The sequence below is a fragment of the Marinimicrobium sp. genome (genome assembly GCF_002695945.1).
GTDB classification, from domain to species: Bacteria; Pseudomonadota; Gammaproteobacteria; order Pseudomonadales; family Cellvibrionaceae; genus Marinimicrobium; species Marinimicrobium koreense.
The window spans coordinates 51,232-69,610 of the sequence record NZ_NZQP01000062.1; the positions used below are offsets into that span (position 1 = coordinate 51,232).

The 18,379-nt window shown below is 54.6% G+C and carries 15 protein-coding genes; 11 read left to right on the forward strand and 4 right to left on the reverse strand.

The genetic code is table 11. The features are described 5' to 3' along the window. Positions 1 to 73 precede the first annotated feature (73 nt). From CMG77_RS14385 to CMG77_RS14400, 4 genes are all read right to left on the reverse strand, one after another. Positions 74 to 3,196, reverse strand: a complete 3,123-nt coding sequence (locus tag CMG77_RS14385) for an efflux RND transporter permease subunit (protein WP_286804671.1) — start codon at positions 3,194 to 3,196, stop codon at positions 74 to 76. Next, positions 3,189 to 4,856, reverse strand: a complete 1,668-nt coding sequence (locus CMG77_RS14390; protein ID WP_286804670.1) for an efflux RND transporter periplasmic adaptor subunit — start codon at positions 4,854 to 4,856, stop codon at positions 3,189 to 3,191. Before CMG77_RS14390 ends, CMG77_RS14385 begins: the two co-directional genes overlap by 8 nt. Beyond that, positions 4,840 to 6,195, reverse strand: a complete 1,356-nt coding sequence (locus CMG77_RS14395; protein ID WP_502691942.1) for a TolC family protein — start codon at positions 6,193 to 6,195, stop codon at positions 4,840 to 4,842. The genes CMG77_RS14390 and CMG77_RS14395 overlap by 17 nt, the downstream gene beginning before the upstream one ends. Next, positions 6,192 to 6,734: a DUF411 domain-containing protein gene (locus CMG77_RS14400; protein WP_265367062.1), complete on the reverse strand. Its 543-nt coding sequence runs from the start codon at positions 6,732 to 6,734 to the stop codon at positions 6,192 to 6,194. Before CMG77_RS14400 ends, CMG77_RS14395 begins: the two co-directional genes overlap by 4 nt. 938 nt (positions 6,735 to 7,672) lie before the next feature. Here CMG77_RS14400 and CMG77_RS14405 point away from each other — a divergent pair. From CMG77_RS14405 to CMG77_RS14455, 11 genes are all read left to right on the forward strand, one after another. Further along, entirely contained in the window at positions 7,673 to 8,101 is a 429-nt protein-coding gene (locus CMG77_RS14405) for a MerR family transcriptional regulator (protein ID WP_265367061.1), read from the forward strand. Between the two features lie 51 nt (positions 8,102 to 8,152). Next, entirely contained in the window at positions 8,153 to 8,773 is a 621-nt protein-coding gene (locus tag CMG77_RS14410) for a methyltransferase family protein (RefSeq protein WP_265367060.1), read from the forward strand. Continuing rightward, positions 8,774 to 8,899 (forward strand): hypothetical protein, encoded by a 126-nt coding sequence (locus CMG77_RS14415; protein WP_255357626.1) that lies wholly within the window; start codon positions 8,774 to 8,776, stop codon positions 8,897 to 8,899. A gap of 19 nt (positions 8,900 to 8,918) precedes the next feature. Next, on the forward strand, positions 8,919 to 11,393 hold the full coding sequence (locus CMG77_RS14420) for a heavy metal translocating P-type ATPase (protein WP_286804668.1): 2,475 nt from the start codon (positions 8,919 to 8,921) through the stop codon (positions 11,391 to 11,393). 49 nt (positions 11,394 to 11,442) lie between these two features. Then, on the forward strand, positions 11,443 to 11,718 hold the full coding sequence (locus CMG77_RS14425) for a DUF2933 domain-containing protein (protein WP_008930133.1): 276 nt from the start codon (positions 11,443 to 11,445) through the stop codon (positions 11,716 to 11,718). Continuing rightward, on the forward strand, positions 11,715 to 12,080 hold the full coding sequence (locus CMG77_RS14430; protein WP_008930132.1) for a hypothetical protein: 366 nt from the start codon (positions 11,715 to 11,717) through the stop codon (positions 12,078 to 12,080). Before CMG77_RS14425 ends, CMG77_RS14430 begins: the two co-directional genes overlap by 4 nt. 23 nt (positions 12,081 to 12,103) lie before the next feature. Beyond that, positions 12,104 to 13,618, forward strand: a complete 1,515-nt coding sequence (locus CMG77_RS14435; protein WP_286804667.1) for a thymidine phosphorylase family protein — start codon at positions 12,104 to 12,106, stop codon at positions 13,616 to 13,618. A gap of 54 nt (positions 13,619 to 13,672) precedes the next feature. Continuing rightward, positions 13,673 to 14,563: a ribose-phosphate pyrophosphokinase gene (locus CMG77_RS14440; RefSeq protein ID WP_286904948.1), complete on the forward strand. Its 891-nt coding sequence runs from the start codon at positions 13,673 to 13,675 to the stop codon at positions 14,561 to 14,563. 6 nt (positions 14,564 to 14,569) lie between these two features. Then, positions 14,570 to 15,493: a DMT family transporter gene (locus CMG77_RS14445; RefSeq protein ID WP_265367056.1), complete on the forward strand. Its 924-nt coding sequence runs from the start codon at positions 14,570 to 14,572 to the stop codon at positions 15,491 to 15,493. Between the two features lie 702 nt (positions 15,494 to 16,195). Next, complete coding sequence (locus CMG77_RS14450; RefSeq protein WP_008930126.1) at positions 16,196 to 16,477, forward strand: DUF5676 family membrane protein; 282 nt, start codon at positions 16,196 to 16,198, stop codon at positions 16,475 to 16,477. A gap of 63 nt (positions 16,478 to 16,540) precedes the next feature. Next, positions 16,541 to 18,223, forward strand: a complete 1,683-nt coding sequence (locus CMG77_RS14455; protein ID WP_008930125.1) for a BCCT family transporter — start codon at positions 16,541 to 16,543, stop codon at positions 18,221 to 18,223. Positions 18,224 to 18,379: the final 156 nt, after the last annotated feature.

Below are 18,379 nucleotides of genomic sequence, written 5' to 3' on the forward strand. Positions count from 1 at the left end.
TTTTGCAGTCTTCCCCAAACTTATACTCAAGCCTGAGAAAATATCCACTCCATCAGGAATCAATTTAGCAATACTAACCCTTTAACGCATGCCCTCTCCAAAGGTAATACACAACCGGCAACACCAGCAGAGTCAGAACCATCGCGCTCAACATACCGCCCACCATTGGAGCCGCAATTCGGCTAACAACTTCTGCACCTGTGCCAGAGCTAAACATAATGGGCAGCAAGCCAGCAAAAGTGGAAACCCCCGTCATCATCACTGGTCTGACACGTAGCCCAGCTCCGTGTGTCACGGCTTGAATTAGTTCCTCTCGACGGAATGGCGCTCCTTTCTCTTTGCAATCACTTACGAATTGACTGTACGACTGATTGAGATAGGTCAGCATAATGACGCCAATTTCTACCGCGACACCCGCGAGAGCGATAAACCCGACCGCCACAGCTACAGAGAAATTGAAATTCAAAAGGAACATTAACCAGATGGACCCGATTACAGCAAGCGGCAAGGTTCCTAGAATTATGGCTACTTCAGCGAAGCTCCTGAAGTTCATGTACAGCAGTATGATGATAATAGCCAAAGTCAGCGGTATTACATAGGTCATCTTCTCCTTGGCGCGCTGCATATATTCATACTGGCCGGACCAGGTTACCGAATAGCCCGCCGGCAAATCCAGTTGTTCCTGAACGGTCACCATGGCCTGCTCAACGTAAGTGCCTACATCCACGCCTTCGATATCCACAAAAGTCCAGCCGTTGAGCCGTGCATTTTCACTCTTGATTGCCGGGGGGCCTTCCTCTACATATACCTTTGCCACATCGCCAAGTGCAATACGCTCTCCGGCGGGCGTAACAATGGGCAGCAATGCCAATTGTTCCGGCGAGTCCCGGTAATGCTGCGGGTAACGCAAATTGATCGGATAGCGTTCAAGCCCCTCAATCGTCTGCGACACATTCATTCCCCCAATGGCGGTAGCCACCACCTGCTGCACATCGGCAATATTCAGGCCATAGCGTGCCGCCTGTTCCCGCTGAATATCCACCTTGATATAGCGACCACCGGCCACCCGCTCAGAGTAAACCGAGGCGGTTCCGGGCACATCTTTAAGGACTTGTTCCAACTGCTGGCCAATGGCCTGGATTTCTTTCAAGTCCTCGCCCGCCACTTTAATACCTACCGGCGTTTTGATGCCGGTCGCCAGCATGTCAATTCGGGTTTTGATGGGCATCACCCAGGCGTTGGTCAGGCCGGGGAATCGTATTAGAGCATCCATCTCCTTTTTGAGTTTCTCTGTGGTCATGCCCTCGCGCCACTGGTCTTTGGGTTTGAGCTGTATGAAGGTTTCAATCATAGTCAGTGGCGCTGGGTCAGTCGCCGTGTCGGCACGACCGATCTTGCCGAACACGGTTTTGACTTCCGGCACCGTAGCAATCAACTTATCGGTTTGTTGCAGTAACTCCCTGGCTTTTCCGATGGACAGCCCCGGATAAGTGGTGGGCATATACATCAGGTCGCCCTCATCTAAGTCAGGAATAAACTCACTGCCGATTTGATTGACTGGCCAGATCCCAATCAAAAGTATCACAACAGCCATTGCAAGCGTGGTTTTGGGGAACCGCAAGACGCCTTTGAGCAATGGCATATAGCCAGCAATCAGTAGCCTGTTTACCGGGTTCTTGCTTTCGGCGACCACCTTTCCTCGAATGAAATACCCCATCAAAACCGGAACCACTGTAACAGCGAGCGCCGCACTGGCCGCCATGGCATAGGTTTTAGTAAATGCCAGCGGACTGAACATCCGTCCCTCCTGGGCCTCCAGGGTAAACACCGGAATAAAGCTTACGGTGATAATCAGCAGACTGAAAAACAATGCGGGGCCCACCTCCGAAGCCGATTTCGCCACTACTTGCCAACGGTTTTCCGGCGTCAAAGGCGTCCGCTCCATGTGCTTGTGCATGTTCTCGATCATAACGATGGCACCGTCAATCATCGCGCCTATTGCAATCGCGATACCGCCCAGCGACATAATGTTGGCGTTCAGACCTTGAAGATGCATCACGATAAAAGCCGTCAAAATGCCCAACGGAAGGCTGATGACAGCAACCAGTGATGACCTGACATGAAAGAGGAAAATGACGCAGATCAGCGCCACAATGGCAAGTTCTTCGAGCAGACTTTTCCATAAACTGTCAACGGCCCGGGAGATTAATCCGGAACGATCATAAACGGTGACAATCTCTACCCCTTCGGGCAAACCGCTTTTGAGCTTTTCCAGCTTTGCTTTGACGCCGTCAATGGTTTTTTGAGCATTTTCTCCCGAGCGCATCACCACGATACCGCCCACAGTTTCACCTTCACCATTGAGCTCAGCTATGCCACGGCGCATCTGTGGACCCACCTGGATCTCAGCCACGTTTTTTAGTAGCAGCGGCCCGCCGTTAGCGTTCACACCCAAGGGAATGTTACCCAGATCCTCCACGCTTTGGACGTAACCCGTGGCGCGCACCATATACTCTGCTTCCGCCATTTCCACCACTGAGGCACCGATCTCCTGGTTGCCACGTTGAATGGCGTTCTGAATATGCGACAGCGGGATATCAAAAGCACGTAGCTTTTCCGGATTAACCTTCACCTGGTACTGCTTGACCATGCCGCCAAGGGCCGATACCTCAGAAACGCCGCTCACCGTTTGCAGCTCGTATTTCAGGAACCAATCCTGCAGGCTGCGCAGCTGGCTCAAGTCATGCTTGCCACTGCGATCCACCAACGCGTAGAGGTAGACCCAGCCAACCCCGGTTGCGTCCGGCCCAAGTTGTGGCCGGGCGCTTGGTGGCAGTGTGGGAGCCACTTGGGACAGATACTCCAGCACCCTCGAACGGGCCCAGTAGGCGTCAGTATCATCATCAAAAATGACATAGACATAGGAATCGCCAAAAAAAGAATAGCCCCGCACGGTTTCCGCGCCCGGCACCGATAGCATGGCCGTGGTCAGTGGATAGGTGACTTGATCCTCCACCACCTGCGGCGCCTGCCCGGGGTAGTTGGTCTTAATGATGACCTGTACGTCGGATAGATCCGGGATCGCGTCTACGGGGGTATTCTTCACGGAATAGAGGCCCACACCCACCAGCATCAAGGTGCCCAGCAGCACGAAAAATCGATTGCTGATGGACCAACGAATGATGGACTCAATCATGACGATGCTCCTCGTTGTCGTGATGATCGTGTTCCATGGCGTCCTGGCTCATGCTGTCGTGGTCCGGCATAGACATCTCATCGTGGCCCTTCTCGCTCGGTTCCGGCATCGAGCCCTGGCCTCCCCCTTTATGCTGGCTGTGGTCCATTTCAGAAGATTCGGTATCGCCTGAAGATCCTTCACCGGGGATGTGAACTTGGCTCAAGCGGTAGTCACCGCCGCTATCGTTGACGATCTGTACATGCAGGCGCATCCCCGGCTCGAGATCCTCCATGCTGACGCCTTCCTCGACCATGAAATCCATGGTCATGGCGGGCCAATCCCAATCTGGTATCGGCTCGTGCTCGAGAGTGGCCATACGATGATCGGGCATCAGGCTGAGAATACGAGCGGAAACCCAAGTCGACGAGGGTTCAATGTCTTCTTCAACAGAGGCCTGTTCGCTCTGGTCGGGACGCGGCGTCATGCGTTCCAAATCTGCGGTTTTGCTGGATTCCGAGTCGATCAGGAATTGTGCGGAGGTGACGACACGCTCCCCTTCATTTAAGCCAGCCAGAATTTCCACGTGCCGCTCTCCGACGCGCCCCACTTCAACGACTACGGATCTAAACCTGCCCTCTCCTAGTGCCAACACCACGCGTGCTTGACTGCCGGTACGAATCAAGGCTTCACGTGGAATCAACAGGGTTTCCGCTCCCGCCTCGGTTTCAATGACCATCTGCGCGAACATGCCTGGTTTCAAGAACCCGTCGGGGTTGTGGAAGTGCACCCGGACCTGGGCTGTACGGGTTTCGGCATTGAGTGACGGATAGAGGTAATCTACCTGCCCTAACCACTCGCGACCGGGTAGATAGTCCAAGCGCATACGCACAGGATCGCCCTCACTGACCAGGTTCGCCTGGCGCTCAAACACCTCTCCGATCACCCAGATGTGCTCCAGCTGACCTATGCTCATCATATTAGTGCCGGGTTTGATGAACATGCCTTCACGCACCGAGAGATTCTCCAATACACCGGACTGAGGGGCCACGAAAGTGATGTGTTGATTAATCCTTCGGGTTTCACGCACCCGGTCGATTTCATTCTGAGGTAAATTCAACGCCAACAGCTGGTCTACCGCGGCACCTACAGCCACTGAATTGTCGCGCTTTAGCGCCATTAGCAGCTCTTCTTGGGCGTTGACCAGCGTGGGCGAATAGAGCGTGTACAAAGGTTCGCCTTTTTTGACCGGATCGCCAACCGCTTCAACGTAGAGCTTCTCAATCCAGCCCTCAACTCGCGGGTTGACATGCACCAAGCGATTCTCACTGTATTGCACATACCCGACGGTTCTAACCTCCGGCTGAAGTCTGCCGGAGTCAACCCTAGCGGTACGCACCCCGAGATTATTGACCACCACGGGGGAAATTTTGACGGTCCCAGGCTCATCCTTACCACTGCCCTCCTCATAAACCGGAACAAGGTCCATGCCCATGGGCGATTTGCCGGGTTTGTCGCGCCGATATTCGGCATCCATGGGTGCCACCCAGTACAGCGGTTGCCGTTCGCCCTCAGTGGCTGTAGTCCCATTTTCGTTGACGTCACTCAACAACCAGAATCCCGATACACCGAGCAACGCACCCACGGTTGTACCAAGCAGTACTTTAGTTAATGTATTCATTGTTTACCTTCCTAAAACGGTTCGATTGCCCTGCATCGTCCGACGAGGGCTCGGCGAGCAGGTAATTGATTTGGGCCATTATTTTCTGACGCTCCACCGCGATCACAAGTGCTTCGACTTTGGCATTCAGTTCGGCAATGCGCGCCCGGACGGCCTCGGCGAAGTCTCCGCTATCGTTGCCATAGGCCGCCAACGAAGCCTCTGCCTGGTCGGCCATTTGCGGTAGCAGCTGCTCGGTGTACAGCGCCAAGCGCTCATCGAGCCGCGTCAGCTGAACGCTCGCCGTTTCCAGTTCTGCCATCAGTTGGCGACGAAGCAAGTGCCTTTCGGTTTTGATGGCTTCGGCTCGATTCACGGCGGCGCTGACCTCCCTGTCCTGGCGGTTGCCTGTGAAAATGGGAAGATCGAACGTCACGCCAATTGAGAACAGATCAGACCGCTCGCGCCCCATGGGATCGCGGGCGCGAGAGCCGTACTGGGCGGTCAGGCCCCACTCGGGTTTGTATTTCTGTTCTGCCAAATCGACGCCGGTTTGGGTCGCGTCAATGCGCTGCTCCAGCGCCATCAGAGCTGGGTGATGGCGGATCAACTGGTAGCGTGCGTGTTCGTCAGCGGCCTCGATAGTCGGTATAGTAAGCGGCCTGGCGAGTGATGGCGTCGGCAGTATCGGCGCTAAGGGGACTCTTGCAGCAGCCCCGATCCATTCAGACAGGCGGCGCTGTGCGGCCTCTTTCTGCTGCTTTAGCGTTGTCAAGCGATCATCCAGACGGGTTAGCTCCAACTGCGCGCGAATGACATCCTGCTGACGGACCTGACCCAACGCCGACGAATAATGGGCCTCGGCAGATTCCACCAGTTGCTCGAACAACCCCCGATNCCGCTCGATCAATCGAATACTTTCCTGTGCCCTGTAGGCCTCTAGCCATAACTGACTGGCCGTTGCTTCCACCTTGGCGCGGCGATCTATCCTCAGCAGAGGGTGCTGTCCAGCAAGCTGCTGTTTTTGCCGTTTGGCAAGCGCCAGACTGTCACCACGTGGGAACATTTGCGTGACACCCACCGACAACTGAGTCATAGCCTCCTGGTTGATGTCGAAGCTATCTACGGGGAAATTGCCCGCCATCAGACTCACGCGGGGATCCGGCAAGCTCGCTGCGGCAGTCGCCTCATCATTGAGCGCCTGCTGGGTGTGCTTGCTGCCAGCAAGCCAAGGATCTGCTTCGANGGCGAGGGCTACCGCTTCTTCCAAGGTCAGCGATTCCGAAACCGGCTGAGCAAGGGCTGTAGCACTGCCCAAACCAAGTGACATAACGGATAGCATTATGACTAGNACTCTCATAACTGAACTTCCTGTTGATCACCCGGCTGATATTGCTGGGCGGGGTTCTCTACACTGACAAACACTTCGGTGTTGCCATCTTTTTTCATCAGCAGGACCTGATAAGCCCTAAACCGATCTTCAGCCTCCATCCCCGGACTGCCAAGGGGCATGGCGGGTACAGTCAGACCCACAGCATCAGACGGAGGGTTGGCCAGAAACTGTTGGATGTAGCGCGCCGGGATATGCCCTTCGAAGACGTAGCCTTGTGACGATACGGAGGTATGACAGGAGCGGAGATTGGGTGCGATCCGATACCGATCTTTTATGAGTTTCAGGCTTGATGGGTGTTGGACATCTGTTTCAAAGCCCTCGACATCTATATGGTCAATCCACTTTTTGCAGCAGCCGCAACTTCGACTTTTGTAGACGGTGAGCACCTCAGCGCCACCAATGGCCCGATCAGGATTAACGAATCTCTCCTCCACTTTCCCACAAGCAACTAGCAAGGGCAGCGTGAGCAACCCCAGCATCAGAATTTTAAGGCGTGATGAATGCATATTTGCCTCCCATGACAAATCGCCACTTCGTGTTCAGGTTTCAATTAAAAGGCAGCGCCGCTTCGCCTCCCTTTGGGACGGCACATTACCTTTAGTACTTGGTTAGCACGGATTAATTGAGTGAAATCAGGCGATTGGAGGTCTTAGAAAAGGGAAAATCGGTGCCAGAGGAAGGGCAAGGTAGCGCAAACCTGAAGCCTCAGAACGAGTCCCCAATGACTCCGGGGTAGTCACGGAAGAAGTCAACATCTGAATTGACAAGGCACATCCCACCACCGCACAGCCAACCCCCGATTTATCGGTATCGCAGCACGCCCCCTCTGCAGACTGCACGCTCTCGACAGNGCCCATTGCTTGGTGATCAGTGTGNTCGGCAANANCTTNTAAGTTCNTGGATAGCNCGNTCGCTCNATNATCCATAGTNCAANAGNNGNNCATANCCNTGGCAGAGGCCTNCCACAANANCGGNATTATTAGTAGAANTANAANAACTGTTNTCCGGTTCACCCANNCACNCCTTTGTCTGTNCNGAATCGGCGACANTCNCTATAANCTATANNGTCTCGTCTATATTGCCCGNACGATCTANANTTCCTGTGCGTCGGTGCAATAGTTCTACCCTANCGNTCTATCGCGTCACCCCTGCTCAAAAAGGCGGTCGCCCAAGCGTAAGATCTTTCAGCTACCATGATAAGAANAATAAAACAACAGAAAGATGACGTCAAGATTACAAATTTGTAATCTATTCGTCACGTCCTGGAAATGGGCTAACCTTCNNACTCTAGTTTTAAGTTGACCTGTGACCAGGACACAGGTCNACCATACCGATATTGATAGTTGAACCTATGTCTTTAACGCAGGACCTTGACGTGGATCAATATGAGAGCTAACACCCAAGGTTACCCTGTTTACATTGCTGACGAAAGGGATGTGACCCTATGCGTGTTAACCAACTGGCTAATGAGACTGGGGTAAGTGTAGATACTGTTCGCTACTACACCCGTATTGGATTTCTGAAACCAACGAAGAACCCGTCCAATGGCTACAAGGAGTACTGTGCCAAGGAAAAGCGTCGAATGAGGTTTATCCTCAGCGCCAGACAACTCGGCTTTTCGGTGAGCGATATCGCCGAAATCCTGGAAACCGCTGATCAAGGTGAATCCCCCTGTCCTCTCGCTAGGGGGCTTATACAGAAGCGTCTGGAGGAGAACGAGAAAGGCTTCCAAGATAGTCAGCGACTACGGCAACGTATGTACTCCGCAGTCAGGGATTGGGAAACAAAACCGGACCGGGCGCCAACAGGCAACATGATCTGTCATCTGATCGAGGAGTTCAGTGAGAGCGGGGAGGATAAACGTTCAGTGTGACACAATCATTGAATATCTAAAGCTTATTGACACAAACAGAGGCACAAGCGCATGCATGTAGGAACCTGGGGTCTGGCAATTATCGTCACGGTTGTTGTCTCATGGCTGATGTACCGATATCTAGCTCCGGCCAGCTGGAAAGAATGGACGCGCGCTGGCGTGCTGCAGGCCTTTATTATCGCCTTCTACGCTGAAATGTACGGGTTTCCTTTAACGATCTACTTTCTAACCCGATTCTTCGGCCTCGATCTGGCATGGAACGAAGGCGGCAACCTCTGGGCGCAATTGTTCGGCACTCCTACCGCGCACGTCATAGCCATGCTGCTCGGCTATAGCCTGGTATTCGTAGGAGCAACTCTGGTCGCGGAGGGCTGGCGCCGGATACATCAAGCACGGCGCCGTGAGACTCTAATGACCGATGGCATTTACGCGATTGTTCGCCACCCCCAATACACTGGCCTCTTTCTCATCGTGTTCGGTGAAGGGGTTGTGCACTGGCCGACGATTGTCTCACTGATCGCCTTCCCAGTAATTGTCCTAGCCTACACGCTACTGGCTCTGAAAGAAGAGCGGCAGATGCTGGAACAGTTTGGTGATGAATATCGGGCTTATCGACAGCACGTCCCGATGTTCATTCCCCGCCTCAATAAGTTGCAGCAGCAGGAGTTTTGAATGAGCTTAGAATTCACAACCATTATTAGTGGTATTGTTCTTCTGGCGGTTTTTGCGCTGGTGGGCTGGAACCTACGAAGAAAGCGTTCGCGATCTGAAAAAGCAGGGGAAAAGAATGAGCGTTGACTCACAACCTTCGAGCGCTGTGGCTAAGCTGACTGTGCCGGGCATGGGGTCGGACCACTGTGCGGGTATTGTAAAGACCTCGCTACAGCGTCTTGACAGCGTCGGCGACATTACAACCAATATCGCTAGCCACCGCGTAGAAGTCACCTACGACCCCTCGACGGTGGACCTGGACGATCTCCGCAAAGCTGTGGAAAACGCCGGCTACGACGTCGCCGCAGCCAACACTTCGGGGGCGGGAAAGAACGCCCAGCTTATCGTGCCGGGCATGGGCTCAGACCACTGTGCGGGCATTGTGCGTGAATCGCTCCAGCGGCTAGAGGGCATTGAGAGTATCAAAACCAATATCGCCAGCCACAAGGTTCACGTCGTAATGACCGACGCTGGACCCAGTGTTGAACAGCTTAAACAGGCGGTTGAAAAAGCCGGCTACGATGTCGCTCAAGCCTCCTCCGAAGCAGCGGAAGATGAAGCGGAAAAGGATGCCGATATCGAAGACGCCTACTTGAATCAGGCTTTGAAACGCCTTTGGATCGCCGGGATACCGACAACACTGATCATGGTGTTGATGATCCCGCACATGTTCTGGAAACCGATCCCCGGTTATCTTTTGATTGTGGCCCTGTTGGCGTTTCCGGTGGTTTTTCTATATGGCGGCGCAGCCACTCACAAGTCCACCTGGCGCTCGCTCACCAACCGCACCTTCAACATGGATGTACTGATTTCCATGGGCAGCGTTCCGCCCTACCTGATCGGCCTGGCAGGCTTTTTCGTCACCATGACGTCATTCATTGAAATGGCCGCCACCATCATGACCTTTCACCTATTGGGGCGCTATCTTGAGGCCAAAGCCAAGGGCCGTGCATCTCAGGCGATCCGAAAATTATTAACCTTGGGCGCCAAGACCGCACGGGTCGAACGCGATGGCCAGGAGCAGGAAGTTCCCGTCAAGGAACTGCAACCGGGCGACATCATGGTGATCCGCCCCGGTGACAAGGTGCCGACGGATGGCGAAGTGGTAGAAGGCGAGAGCCATCTGGATGAATCGATTGCCACCGGCGAGTCGGTTCCAGTGTATAAATCTCCGGGCGATACCGTCATTGGCGCGACCATCAATAAAGAGGGACGTTTACGGGTCAAGGCCACCAAGGTGGGCGGCGATACCTTTTTGTCCCAGGTGATCAAACTGGTAGAACAGGCCCAAGGCTCGCGAGTGCCCATTCAGGAATTCGCCGACCGCATGACGGGGCGTTTTGTGCCCATCGTCATTCTGATTGCCCTGGCAAGCTTTGCGGTGTGGTTTGTTGCCGCCGACAGCCTGCGCCCCATACTTGCATGGGGCGCGGATTTTCTGCCCTGGGTTGATCAAACGGCGACCACCCCAGTACTGGCTATTCTCGCCGCCATTGCGGTTCTGGTTATCGCCTGCCCCTGCGCTTTGGGCTTGGCAACGCCTACCGCGCTGATGGTGGGCTCGGGTATTGGGGCCGAGCGAGGCATTCTGATTCGCTCCGGCGAGGCTATTCAAACCTTCAAAGACGTCAAGGTGATGGTGCTTGATAAAACCGGCACTATCACACGGGGCGAGCCCAAACTGACTGAAGTGGTTACGGCCAACAATGTCACAGAACAACAACTGCTGCAGTGGGCCGCGACGGTGGAAAATGCCTCTGAGCACCCCATTGCCCGCGCCATTGTCGAAGGCGCCCGCGAGCGTCAGGTGAGCCCGGGGGAGGTCAAAGAATTTCGTTCCACTGGCGCGCGCGGCGTTTCCGGCAGAGTCGATGGTACGATGGTACTGATTGGCAACCGCAAACTGCTGAACGAAGAAGGAATAAGCGGTCTAGAGGCCTTGGACCAAGAATTGGACAATCTGGAGGGACGCGGGCGCACCGCCGTACTGGTCGCGGTTGATGGGCAAGCGTGTGGCATTGTCGCGGTGGCGGATACCATCAAGGGGGAGTCGGTAGCCGCGATTCGCGGCATGCATGACTTGGGCTTGCATGTGGTGATGATCACCGGCGACAACGAACGTGCGGCGCGCGCTGTTGCCGAGGAGGTGGGTATCGACGAAGTGCAGGCCGGGGTACTTCCGGAAGGCAAGGTGGATGCAATTCGTCAGCTGCAGAAAAAGCATGGCAATCATGTCGCCATGGTCGGCGATGGCATCAATGATGCGCCAGCGCTGAAACAGGCAAACGTGGGTATTGCCATAGGTGCCGGCGCTGATGTGGCCATTGAGGCGGCCGATGTGACTCTGGTTCGCGGTGAGCTGACCGGTGTAGTGGAAGCCATGCACCTCTCCCGAGCCACCTTTGGGAAAATTGTTCAGAACCTGATTTGGGCGAGTGCCTACAATGTGGCCGCCATACCCATCGCCGCCATCGGATTGCTACACCCCATGATCGGCGTGATCGCCATGACCGTGAGCTCGTTATCAGTCATCGGCAATTCAATTCTTCTTAAGCGTGTAAAGCTGAGTGTCGATAAATGATTCGATTTCACACCGATAGAGGCCGCTACCTCGGCACTGGAGAAACCTAATGGCTAACAAACCCGGTTACTGGAACAGTCTTCACGGATTTGCGACGATCTTGTTGGTTGGCGCAGCGCTTTACTTTCTATTTGTAGAGCACGGAGCGCACGTCTTTCCGTTTCTCCCCTACCTGATCATTCTCCTCTGTCCGTTAATGCACCTTTTTATGCATAAGGGGCACGGTCACGGAGAAAGCGGGCATGGCGAACACAACCACCAGGACACGGAGCAAGCTTACCGCCGCGGCCTGGAAGAAGGCCGAAAGGAGGCTGACAGAAAATGAAGCATAAAGAGCATCGCCTGGGAGTTTCGGAAGTTAACTTGGTGACCCGTCACCTCGGGCTTAAGCGACCCATCAATACCGAGAAACTGACCGAAGCCATTGCGGAAATCGATCAGCTCTATGGCTTGGATGATATCGCCTTTGTCGAGACATCCGACCGGCTCGATTTCTCCTATGACGCATCGCGGCTATGCCTCCAGTGTGTGGAGGACATCCTTATCAAGTTCGGTATTCCAATCAAGCAGGATTGGTGGACGCGCTTCAAAGAGGAGTATTACCTGTTCGTCGACCAAAACGTTAAAGACAACGCCCAACATGAACCCTGGAGTTGCCACCGAGTACCTCCGCACAATCGAAAATAGAGACGCCATTAAAAGGGCCCTTGATGACCGAAGAGCATTACCTACTGAAACCGCGCCGACTGGGTATCGATAGCCATCAAGAGCTGGTGGTCTATATGCGCAATGATTGCCACGTCTGCCACTCGGAAGGATTCAATGCTCAAAGCCGAGTACAAGTCAACATTGGCGAGCGAAGCGTTTTGGCTAGTCTCAACGTCATACATGGAGACTGGCTTGCACCGGATGAATTCGGGCTGTCGGAATCCGCTTGGCACACCCTTGCCCCCCAGCCTGGCGAACTCGCCGGTTTCGTTCACCCGCCCACGGTAGAATCCATGAGCTCGGTGCGTGCCAAGATCTATGGAAAGCCACTGGAGGACATACAGTTTGACGCCATCATCTCGGACATCTGCAAAGGGTTTTATACCGACGTGGAGCTGGCCACCTTCCTGACCGCGTGCGCCAGTCGTGGATTAAACCGAACCGAGACCGCCAGCTTAACTCGGGCCATGATAAACGCGGGGGAGCGCCTTGACTGGCATCGCGATGTGGTCGTAGACAAGCACTGCGTTGGTGGCCTGCCCGGCAACAGAACCACGCCTCTTGTGGTAGCTATGGTGGCTGCAGAGGGTTTGATCATGCCAAAGACCTCCTCGCGGGCGATCACCTCTCCGGCAGGCACCGCCGACACAATGGAAACCTTGGCGCCGGTCGCCCTTTCCATTGACGACATGCAGCGCGTCGTGGAGCAGGAAGGCGGCTGCATCGCCTGGGGCGGTGCAGTCTCCCTGAGCCCTGCCGATGACGTTCTGATTCGTATCGAACGGGCAATCGATCTCGACAGCGAGGGACAACTAGTGGCATCGGTGCTGTCTAAAAAAGCCGCCGCTGGTGCCACCCATGTCGTGCTCGACCTTCCGGTCGGTCCCACAGCCAAGGTTCGCAGTGAAGAGGACGCCCAGTGTTTAGCAAGGCTGCTGCGCGAGACCGCTGAAGTGATCGGGCTGACTGTTCGGACGGTCATCACCGACGGTCGGCAGCCAGTCGGACGAGGCATAGGTCCCACCCTGGAGGCCCGAGATGTTCTGGCTGTGCTCCAAAACAAGGAAGACGCATCTGCGGACCTCAGGGATCGGTCTATCCAACTGGCCGGTGCGATTTTCGAGCTTGCCGGGCTTGTCGAAAAAGGCAGCGGCGTCAATCTGGCCGCGCAATCCCTGACCAGTGGTCGGGCCTGGCAAAAATTTAGAGCTATTTGCGAAGCCCAGGGCGGCATGCGCGTACTGCCGGTGGCGGCTCAGACTCAGCCGGTGCCAGCAAGTCGTCATGGCTTCATTACCGCCATCGACAACCGTCTACTGGCACGCATAGCCAAGCTCGCCGGCGCGCCAGCCACCCCAGCTTCGGGACTCGACTTACATGTACGCCTCGGCGACTGGGTCGAGGCCGGCCAACCTCTGTTTACCTTGCATGCCGAGTCCGCAGGAGAGCTTGCCTACGCGCTGGAGTACTTACGCAGTCGTCCCGACGTTATTTCTATCTCTGAATATCCGTCATAAGGCCTTCTCAATTCGCGTCCAATACCGCTCATTGATTTTAAAAAAGGACCAGGCATGACAATCCGTTGGAATGTGCTATTCAACCTCCACAGTGACAAAGAACTTGCTCTAACCCTTTGCGGGTCGCTGGATCTTCGCGAGGGTCAGTTCGACATGCGCCACTTCCCCGATGGCGAAAGCTATGTGCGGGTGCTGGATGAGGTTAAAGACCTCAATGTGGTGGTGCTGGCGGACCTTTATCAACCTGATCACCGAACCCTGCCTTTACTCCTGCTGGCCGAAACACTCAGGGACCTCGGTGCCAAGGAGATTCTGCTGGTGGCGCCCTACCTTCCGTACATGCGCCAGGACAAGCGCTTTCACGGCGGGGGGGGGGTGACATCGCGTTACTTCGCGCAATTGTTGTCCCGCTACTTTTCAGCGCTGGTCACCGTTGATCCTCACCTGCACCGCTACCATAATTTGTCGGAAATCTACGGTATTCCCACCCAGGTCGCTCACGCAGCGCCAGTAATTGCGGAGTGGATCGCCACCATCGTCGACAATCCGGTGTTGATCGGCCCCGACAGCGAGAGCGAGCAATGGGTCACTGCGGTGGCAAAGCAGGCAGGTGTGCCCTTTACCGTATTGAGTAAAACCCGACGTGGCGACCGTGAGGTCGAGATCAGTGTGCCTCACCTTGAGCAATGGCTGAATCACACTCCGGTACTGGTCGATGACATTATCTCCAGCGGCCATACCATGCTGGAAACCATGGCTCACCTTAATCGCCTTGGGCTGCCGAAAGTGGTCTGCATCGGCGTTCACGGAATCTTTGCGGAAGGAGCCGATATGGAGCTAATTGAAAAATCAGCTCGACTGGTCAGTTGTAATACGATCTCACATCCCAGCAACGCCATCAATATCGGAGGCCTTCTGGCCACCAGTATCCGCGAGTTGGCTTGATTCGCTATGAAGACTCAATCAAAAGCCGCGAACGTTGCTTGGATGGTGGTAGTTGTACTGCTCTGGGCCATCTGTTTTCCTTTCATCGTGACGGGGCTGCCGGACGCTCCCCCCTTGCTGTTTGCTGCCTTGCGCGCTTTTCTTGCGGGAGGGCTGCTCTTCGCGGTTCACTTGGTTCAGCGGCGGCGCGAGCCTTACCCTTTTAGCCCCCGAGACCTGGGGCTGTTGAGCTTAATCGGATTGTCCTATACAGCGATGGGATTTGGCGGAATGTTTCTAGCAGCAGGACACCTATCACCGGGACTGGCAACTGTCCTGGCAAGTACTCAGCCCCTGATTGCCGCAGCGATCGCCGCCGCTTGGCTCGGAGAAACGTTGAAGACCAAGGGCATAGCCGGACTTGTCATAGGTTTTTTGGGCGTCACCTTGCTTTCTTGGTCCGGATTCGACAATAACAATGCCGGTTATCTATGGGGAATTACCTGGGTTCTTGTGGGCGCCATCGGAATAGCCATCGGCAACATTTTATTAAAGAAGCGTGCCGGGGGATCAGTTGCCGCACCCATGGCCGTTCAGTTATTAATAGGCGGCGGAATACTCTTGCTTGCATCCGCGGTGGGCGGCGAACAGTGGGAGATTCGGTGGACATTTCGGTTCACCGGTTCCCTGCTCATTCTATCCGCTCTGGCGACAGCCGCCATGATGTATTTATGGTTCGCCCTGCTGGCCCGCGCACCCTTAAACCGATTGAACGTCTTCAGCTTTCTAACCCCGGCACTTGGGTTGCTAATTGGATTTATATTCTTTGAAGAGCGACTCCAACCCGTCCAAATTCTTGGAATAATTGTTGTCATTGTCGGTATAGCCATGATGCAAGGGAGAGGTGCCGTGGCAGTGGCAGCCGCCGACGAGAGCGCAACACCGCCTTAGTCGCTAGAGTCCTGCCTCCTTACTATACAGATGGAGTGGAAAACCCCGTAACAGGAGTAAAATGTGATAGAACGAATGCGCCAAGAAGCACCCACCAGCCGATTATCCGTAGTCTTGCCGGAACTCCCCCTGGCGGGATTTGGTTTTTTGACAAACTTTTTATGGGAGATGCTTCAAGTACCCTGGTTCATGGGTATGGCGAATTCGTCTCACGGCTCAGTGGTTTGGCTGTGTATACAGGCTACCGGCGGCGATGTGCTGATTCTACTGGCCAGCTTCTGGTTTTCCTCAATAGTCTTTGGACACCGTCGATGGCTCCTCGAGGGAAAACGAAAGCCTGCTATCACCCTTCTGGTTGCGGCACTTCTCGTGACCATCGTCATGGAATGGCTGGCGACTGGCCCGCTAGAGCGGTGGACATACGCAGACTCAATGCCGGTCATACCGCTGTTAGGCGTGGGGCTAGCTCCACTTCTGCAGTGGATTATTCTCCCGCCACTGATAATGTGGCTGTCGCACAGACATATGCTTGGCTGCATGGCAATTCGATCCAGTCGTGCGGTTTAGCTGCATAAGAGCACTGGCTCTTTGCGCCGGCACAAGCGCTTACGCCGGTCAAAAACTGAGCAGACAAAATCGCCGACACAAGCTTGTTTAAGGCAAAGAATTCAGAATTTCTGTAACGAGAAGAGGAAATTAGCTATGAACGATTCTACTGTAGTGAATACCCGTTTACGTACCGTCCCGCTAGGCAACACCCTGTCAGTTCTGTTAGTAATCAGCTATCTGCTGTGCGTAGGCTTTGGCCTGCTCGCCCCGGCGCAGATGCGTATGTACGAAGCTTGGGCGCCTTTATTGCCCGGCTTCGAATGGCTTACGTGGTCGGGATTTTTAATTGGATTAGTTGAAGCCTATTTGTACGGTTGGTACATCGCGGCTCTGTTTGTGTCTTTGTATCGCTGGTTCTCAAAAGAGAGACAATGATTATTTTTAATGGATCCTACGTCGAAACGGGTAGAAACGTGAGAACTGTCTGGTGAGCTATTTATGAACCGATTAACAACTTTCCTGAAGAGACACCTCGGTGATGTCGGGGTGGTTTTCTACACCTCACTACTCATTATTACCGCCTTTGTCGTCACCTCTGCCCTTCAGCCGGAAACTGTTGAAGCAATCGCCCAGAAAGTCCTCGATGCAACCGCCAAAAATGTTGGTTGGATGTACTTGATGGCAACCACCGGCTTTGTACTATTTATCTTTTTCCTGGCGTTCTCCAGGTTCGGAAACCTCCGCCTGGGCCAGGAGAACGAGTTGCCGGAGTTCTCCTTCACCAGCTGGCTGGCCATGATTTTCTCGGGGGGCATGGGCGTTGGACTGGTGTTCTGGGGCGTGGCGGAACCCATCATGCACTTGAACGTTCCGCCCCTGGGCCTTGCCGAGCCGCGCAGCGTAGAGGCGGCGCAGCTGGGCATGCGTTACTCGTTCTTTCACTGGGGTTTTCACCAATGGGCCAACTTTACCCTTGTGGGTCTGGCTATCGCTTATGTCCGTTTTCGCCACAATAGCTATGGTTTGATCAGCGAAACATTCCGCCCCCTGTTGGGAGAGCGAGTAGACCGCGGTTGGGGAAAAGCCATCGATATTCTGGCGGTAGTATCCACCTTGTTCGGGGTTGCAACGACTCTGGGGCTTGGCGCGCTGCAGGTCAATAGCGGCCTCTCCCGGCTGGGTGTAATGGATTACTCGACCACATCGCAGTTTATGATCCTGGGAGGGCTTGCAACGCTTTTTACCATATCGGCCATGACGCCACTCGACAAGGGCATACGCCATCTCAGTAACGCCAACCTTGTAATCGCGAGCGGCCTCCTGCTCTTCGTCCTGGTCACGGGACCCACGGCCTTTATTTTTGGTGAGCTCACCCAAACGCTTGGCGAGTATCTCGGAAACCTCATCGAAATGAGCCTGGTAACCGCCCCCCACTCCGACGAAAAGTGGGTGGAGCAGTGGACCATGTTTTACTGGGCATGGGGGTTAAGCTGGGCGCCCTTCGTGGGGAGTTTTATCGCCCGAATATCAAGGGGAAGAACCATTCGGGAGTTCGTCATGGGGGTAATGGTCATTCCCGTCGCCTTGAGCATGCTGTGGTTCTCAACCTTTGGTGGTTCCGCCATCCATTTCGAACTGTTTGAAGGCGTCGGTATCGCCGATGCCGTGGCAGAAGAAGTTCCATCCGGTCTTTACGTACTTTTAGATCAACTGCCTTGGGGTGGGGTCGCCGCTGTTCTGGCGGTCATACTGGTCTCGATGTTTGTGGTCACCTCTGCGGACTCAGCCACCTTCGTACTGGGCATGTTCACCTCCAAGGGTGTACTAACGCCAACACGCTTTGTTCGAGTGCTCTGGGGCTGCTTGCAGCTGTTAATGGCCTCCGTGCTCTTGCTGAGCGGCGGGCTGAACGGGCTCCGCACTCTTTCCATTGTCGCCGCATTTCCTTTTATGTTGCTGATGGTCCTAATGGCTTTCTCTCTTCATAAAGACCTTGCGACAGACATTAGGCGCCGCGAAGAGAAAAACGCAATGATGCATGCCCGCATGGAGCAATGGCTGCTGAGAGAGTCTGAGCGGGAAGCGGAGCGTCAGGAAGAAGAGGAACTCCATCCAAGCGCCCCCGAGCAATGTCCGGGATTGAGCCGGACGGGACAATCGACCCCGATAGAAGAGACGTAGCTGGTGAACCAACAAGGGGCCAAGTTACCCTGGCCGACGCCCTTTCCTGGGCTTACGTGTAGTAGTTCAGACTTGATCTGACAGTTACCGGTTTTTCCGATGGTGTCTGTCAGGTCAAGTTCAGCCTACGAACTTTTCCTTCCAGATTCGTTTGCC

Excerpts from the sequence above, each read along its gene's own strand:
- CMG77_RS14450 (WP_008930126.1), top strand. The coding sequence starts at position 16,196 with ATGAACGATTCTACTGTAGTGAATACCCGTTTACGTACCGTCCCGCTA.
- CMG77_RS14410 (WP_265367060.1), top strand. The coding sequence starts at position 8,153 with ATGCATGTAGGAACCTGGGGTCTGGCAATTATCGTCACGGTTGTTGTC.
- CMG77_RS14425 (WP_008930133.1), top strand. The coding sequence starts at position 11,443 with ATGGCTAACAAACCCGGTTACTGGAACAGTCTTCACGGATTTGCGACG.
- CMG77_RS14455 (WP_008930125.1), top strand. The coding sequence starts at position 16,541 with ATGAACCGATTAACAACTTTCCTGAAGAGACACCTCGGTGATGTCGGG.
- CMG77_RS14405 (WP_265367061.1), top strand. The coding sequence starts at position 7,673 with ATGCGTGTTAACCAACTGGCTAATGAGACTGGGGTAAGTGTAGATACT.
- CMG77_RS14430 (WP_008930132.1), top strand. The coding sequence starts at position 11,715 with ATGAAGCATAAAGAGCATCGCCTGGGAGTTTCGGAAGTTAACTTGGTG.
- CMG77_RS14390 (WP_286804670.1), bottom strand. The coding sequence starts at position 4,856 with ATGAATACATTAACTAAAGTACTGCTTGGTACAACCGTGGGTGCGTTG.
- CMG77_RS14400 (WP_265367062.1), bottom strand. The coding sequence starts at position 6,734 with ATGCATTCATCACGCCTTAAAATTCTGATGCTGGGGTTGCTCACGCTG.
- CMG77_RS14445 (WP_265367056.1), top strand. The coding sequence starts at position 14,570 with ATGAAGACTCAATCAAAAGCCGCGAACGTTGCTTGGATGGTGGTAGTT.
- CMG77_RS14385 (WP_286804671.1), bottom strand. The coding sequence starts at position 3,196 with ATGATTGAGTCCATCATTCGTTGGTCCATCAGCAATCGATTTTTCGTG.
- CMG77_RS14415 (WP_255357626.1), top strand. The coding sequence starts at position 8,774 with ATGAGCTTAGAATTCACAACCATTATTAGTGGTATTGTTCTTCTGGCG.
- CMG77_RS14440 (WP_286904948.1), top strand. The coding sequence starts at position 13,673 with ATGACAATCCGTTGGAATGTGCTATTCAACCTCCACAGTGACAAAGAA.
- CMG77_RS14435 (WP_286804667.1), top strand. The coding sequence starts at position 12,104 with ATGACCGAAGAGCATTACCTACTGAAACCGCGCCGACTGGGTATCGAT.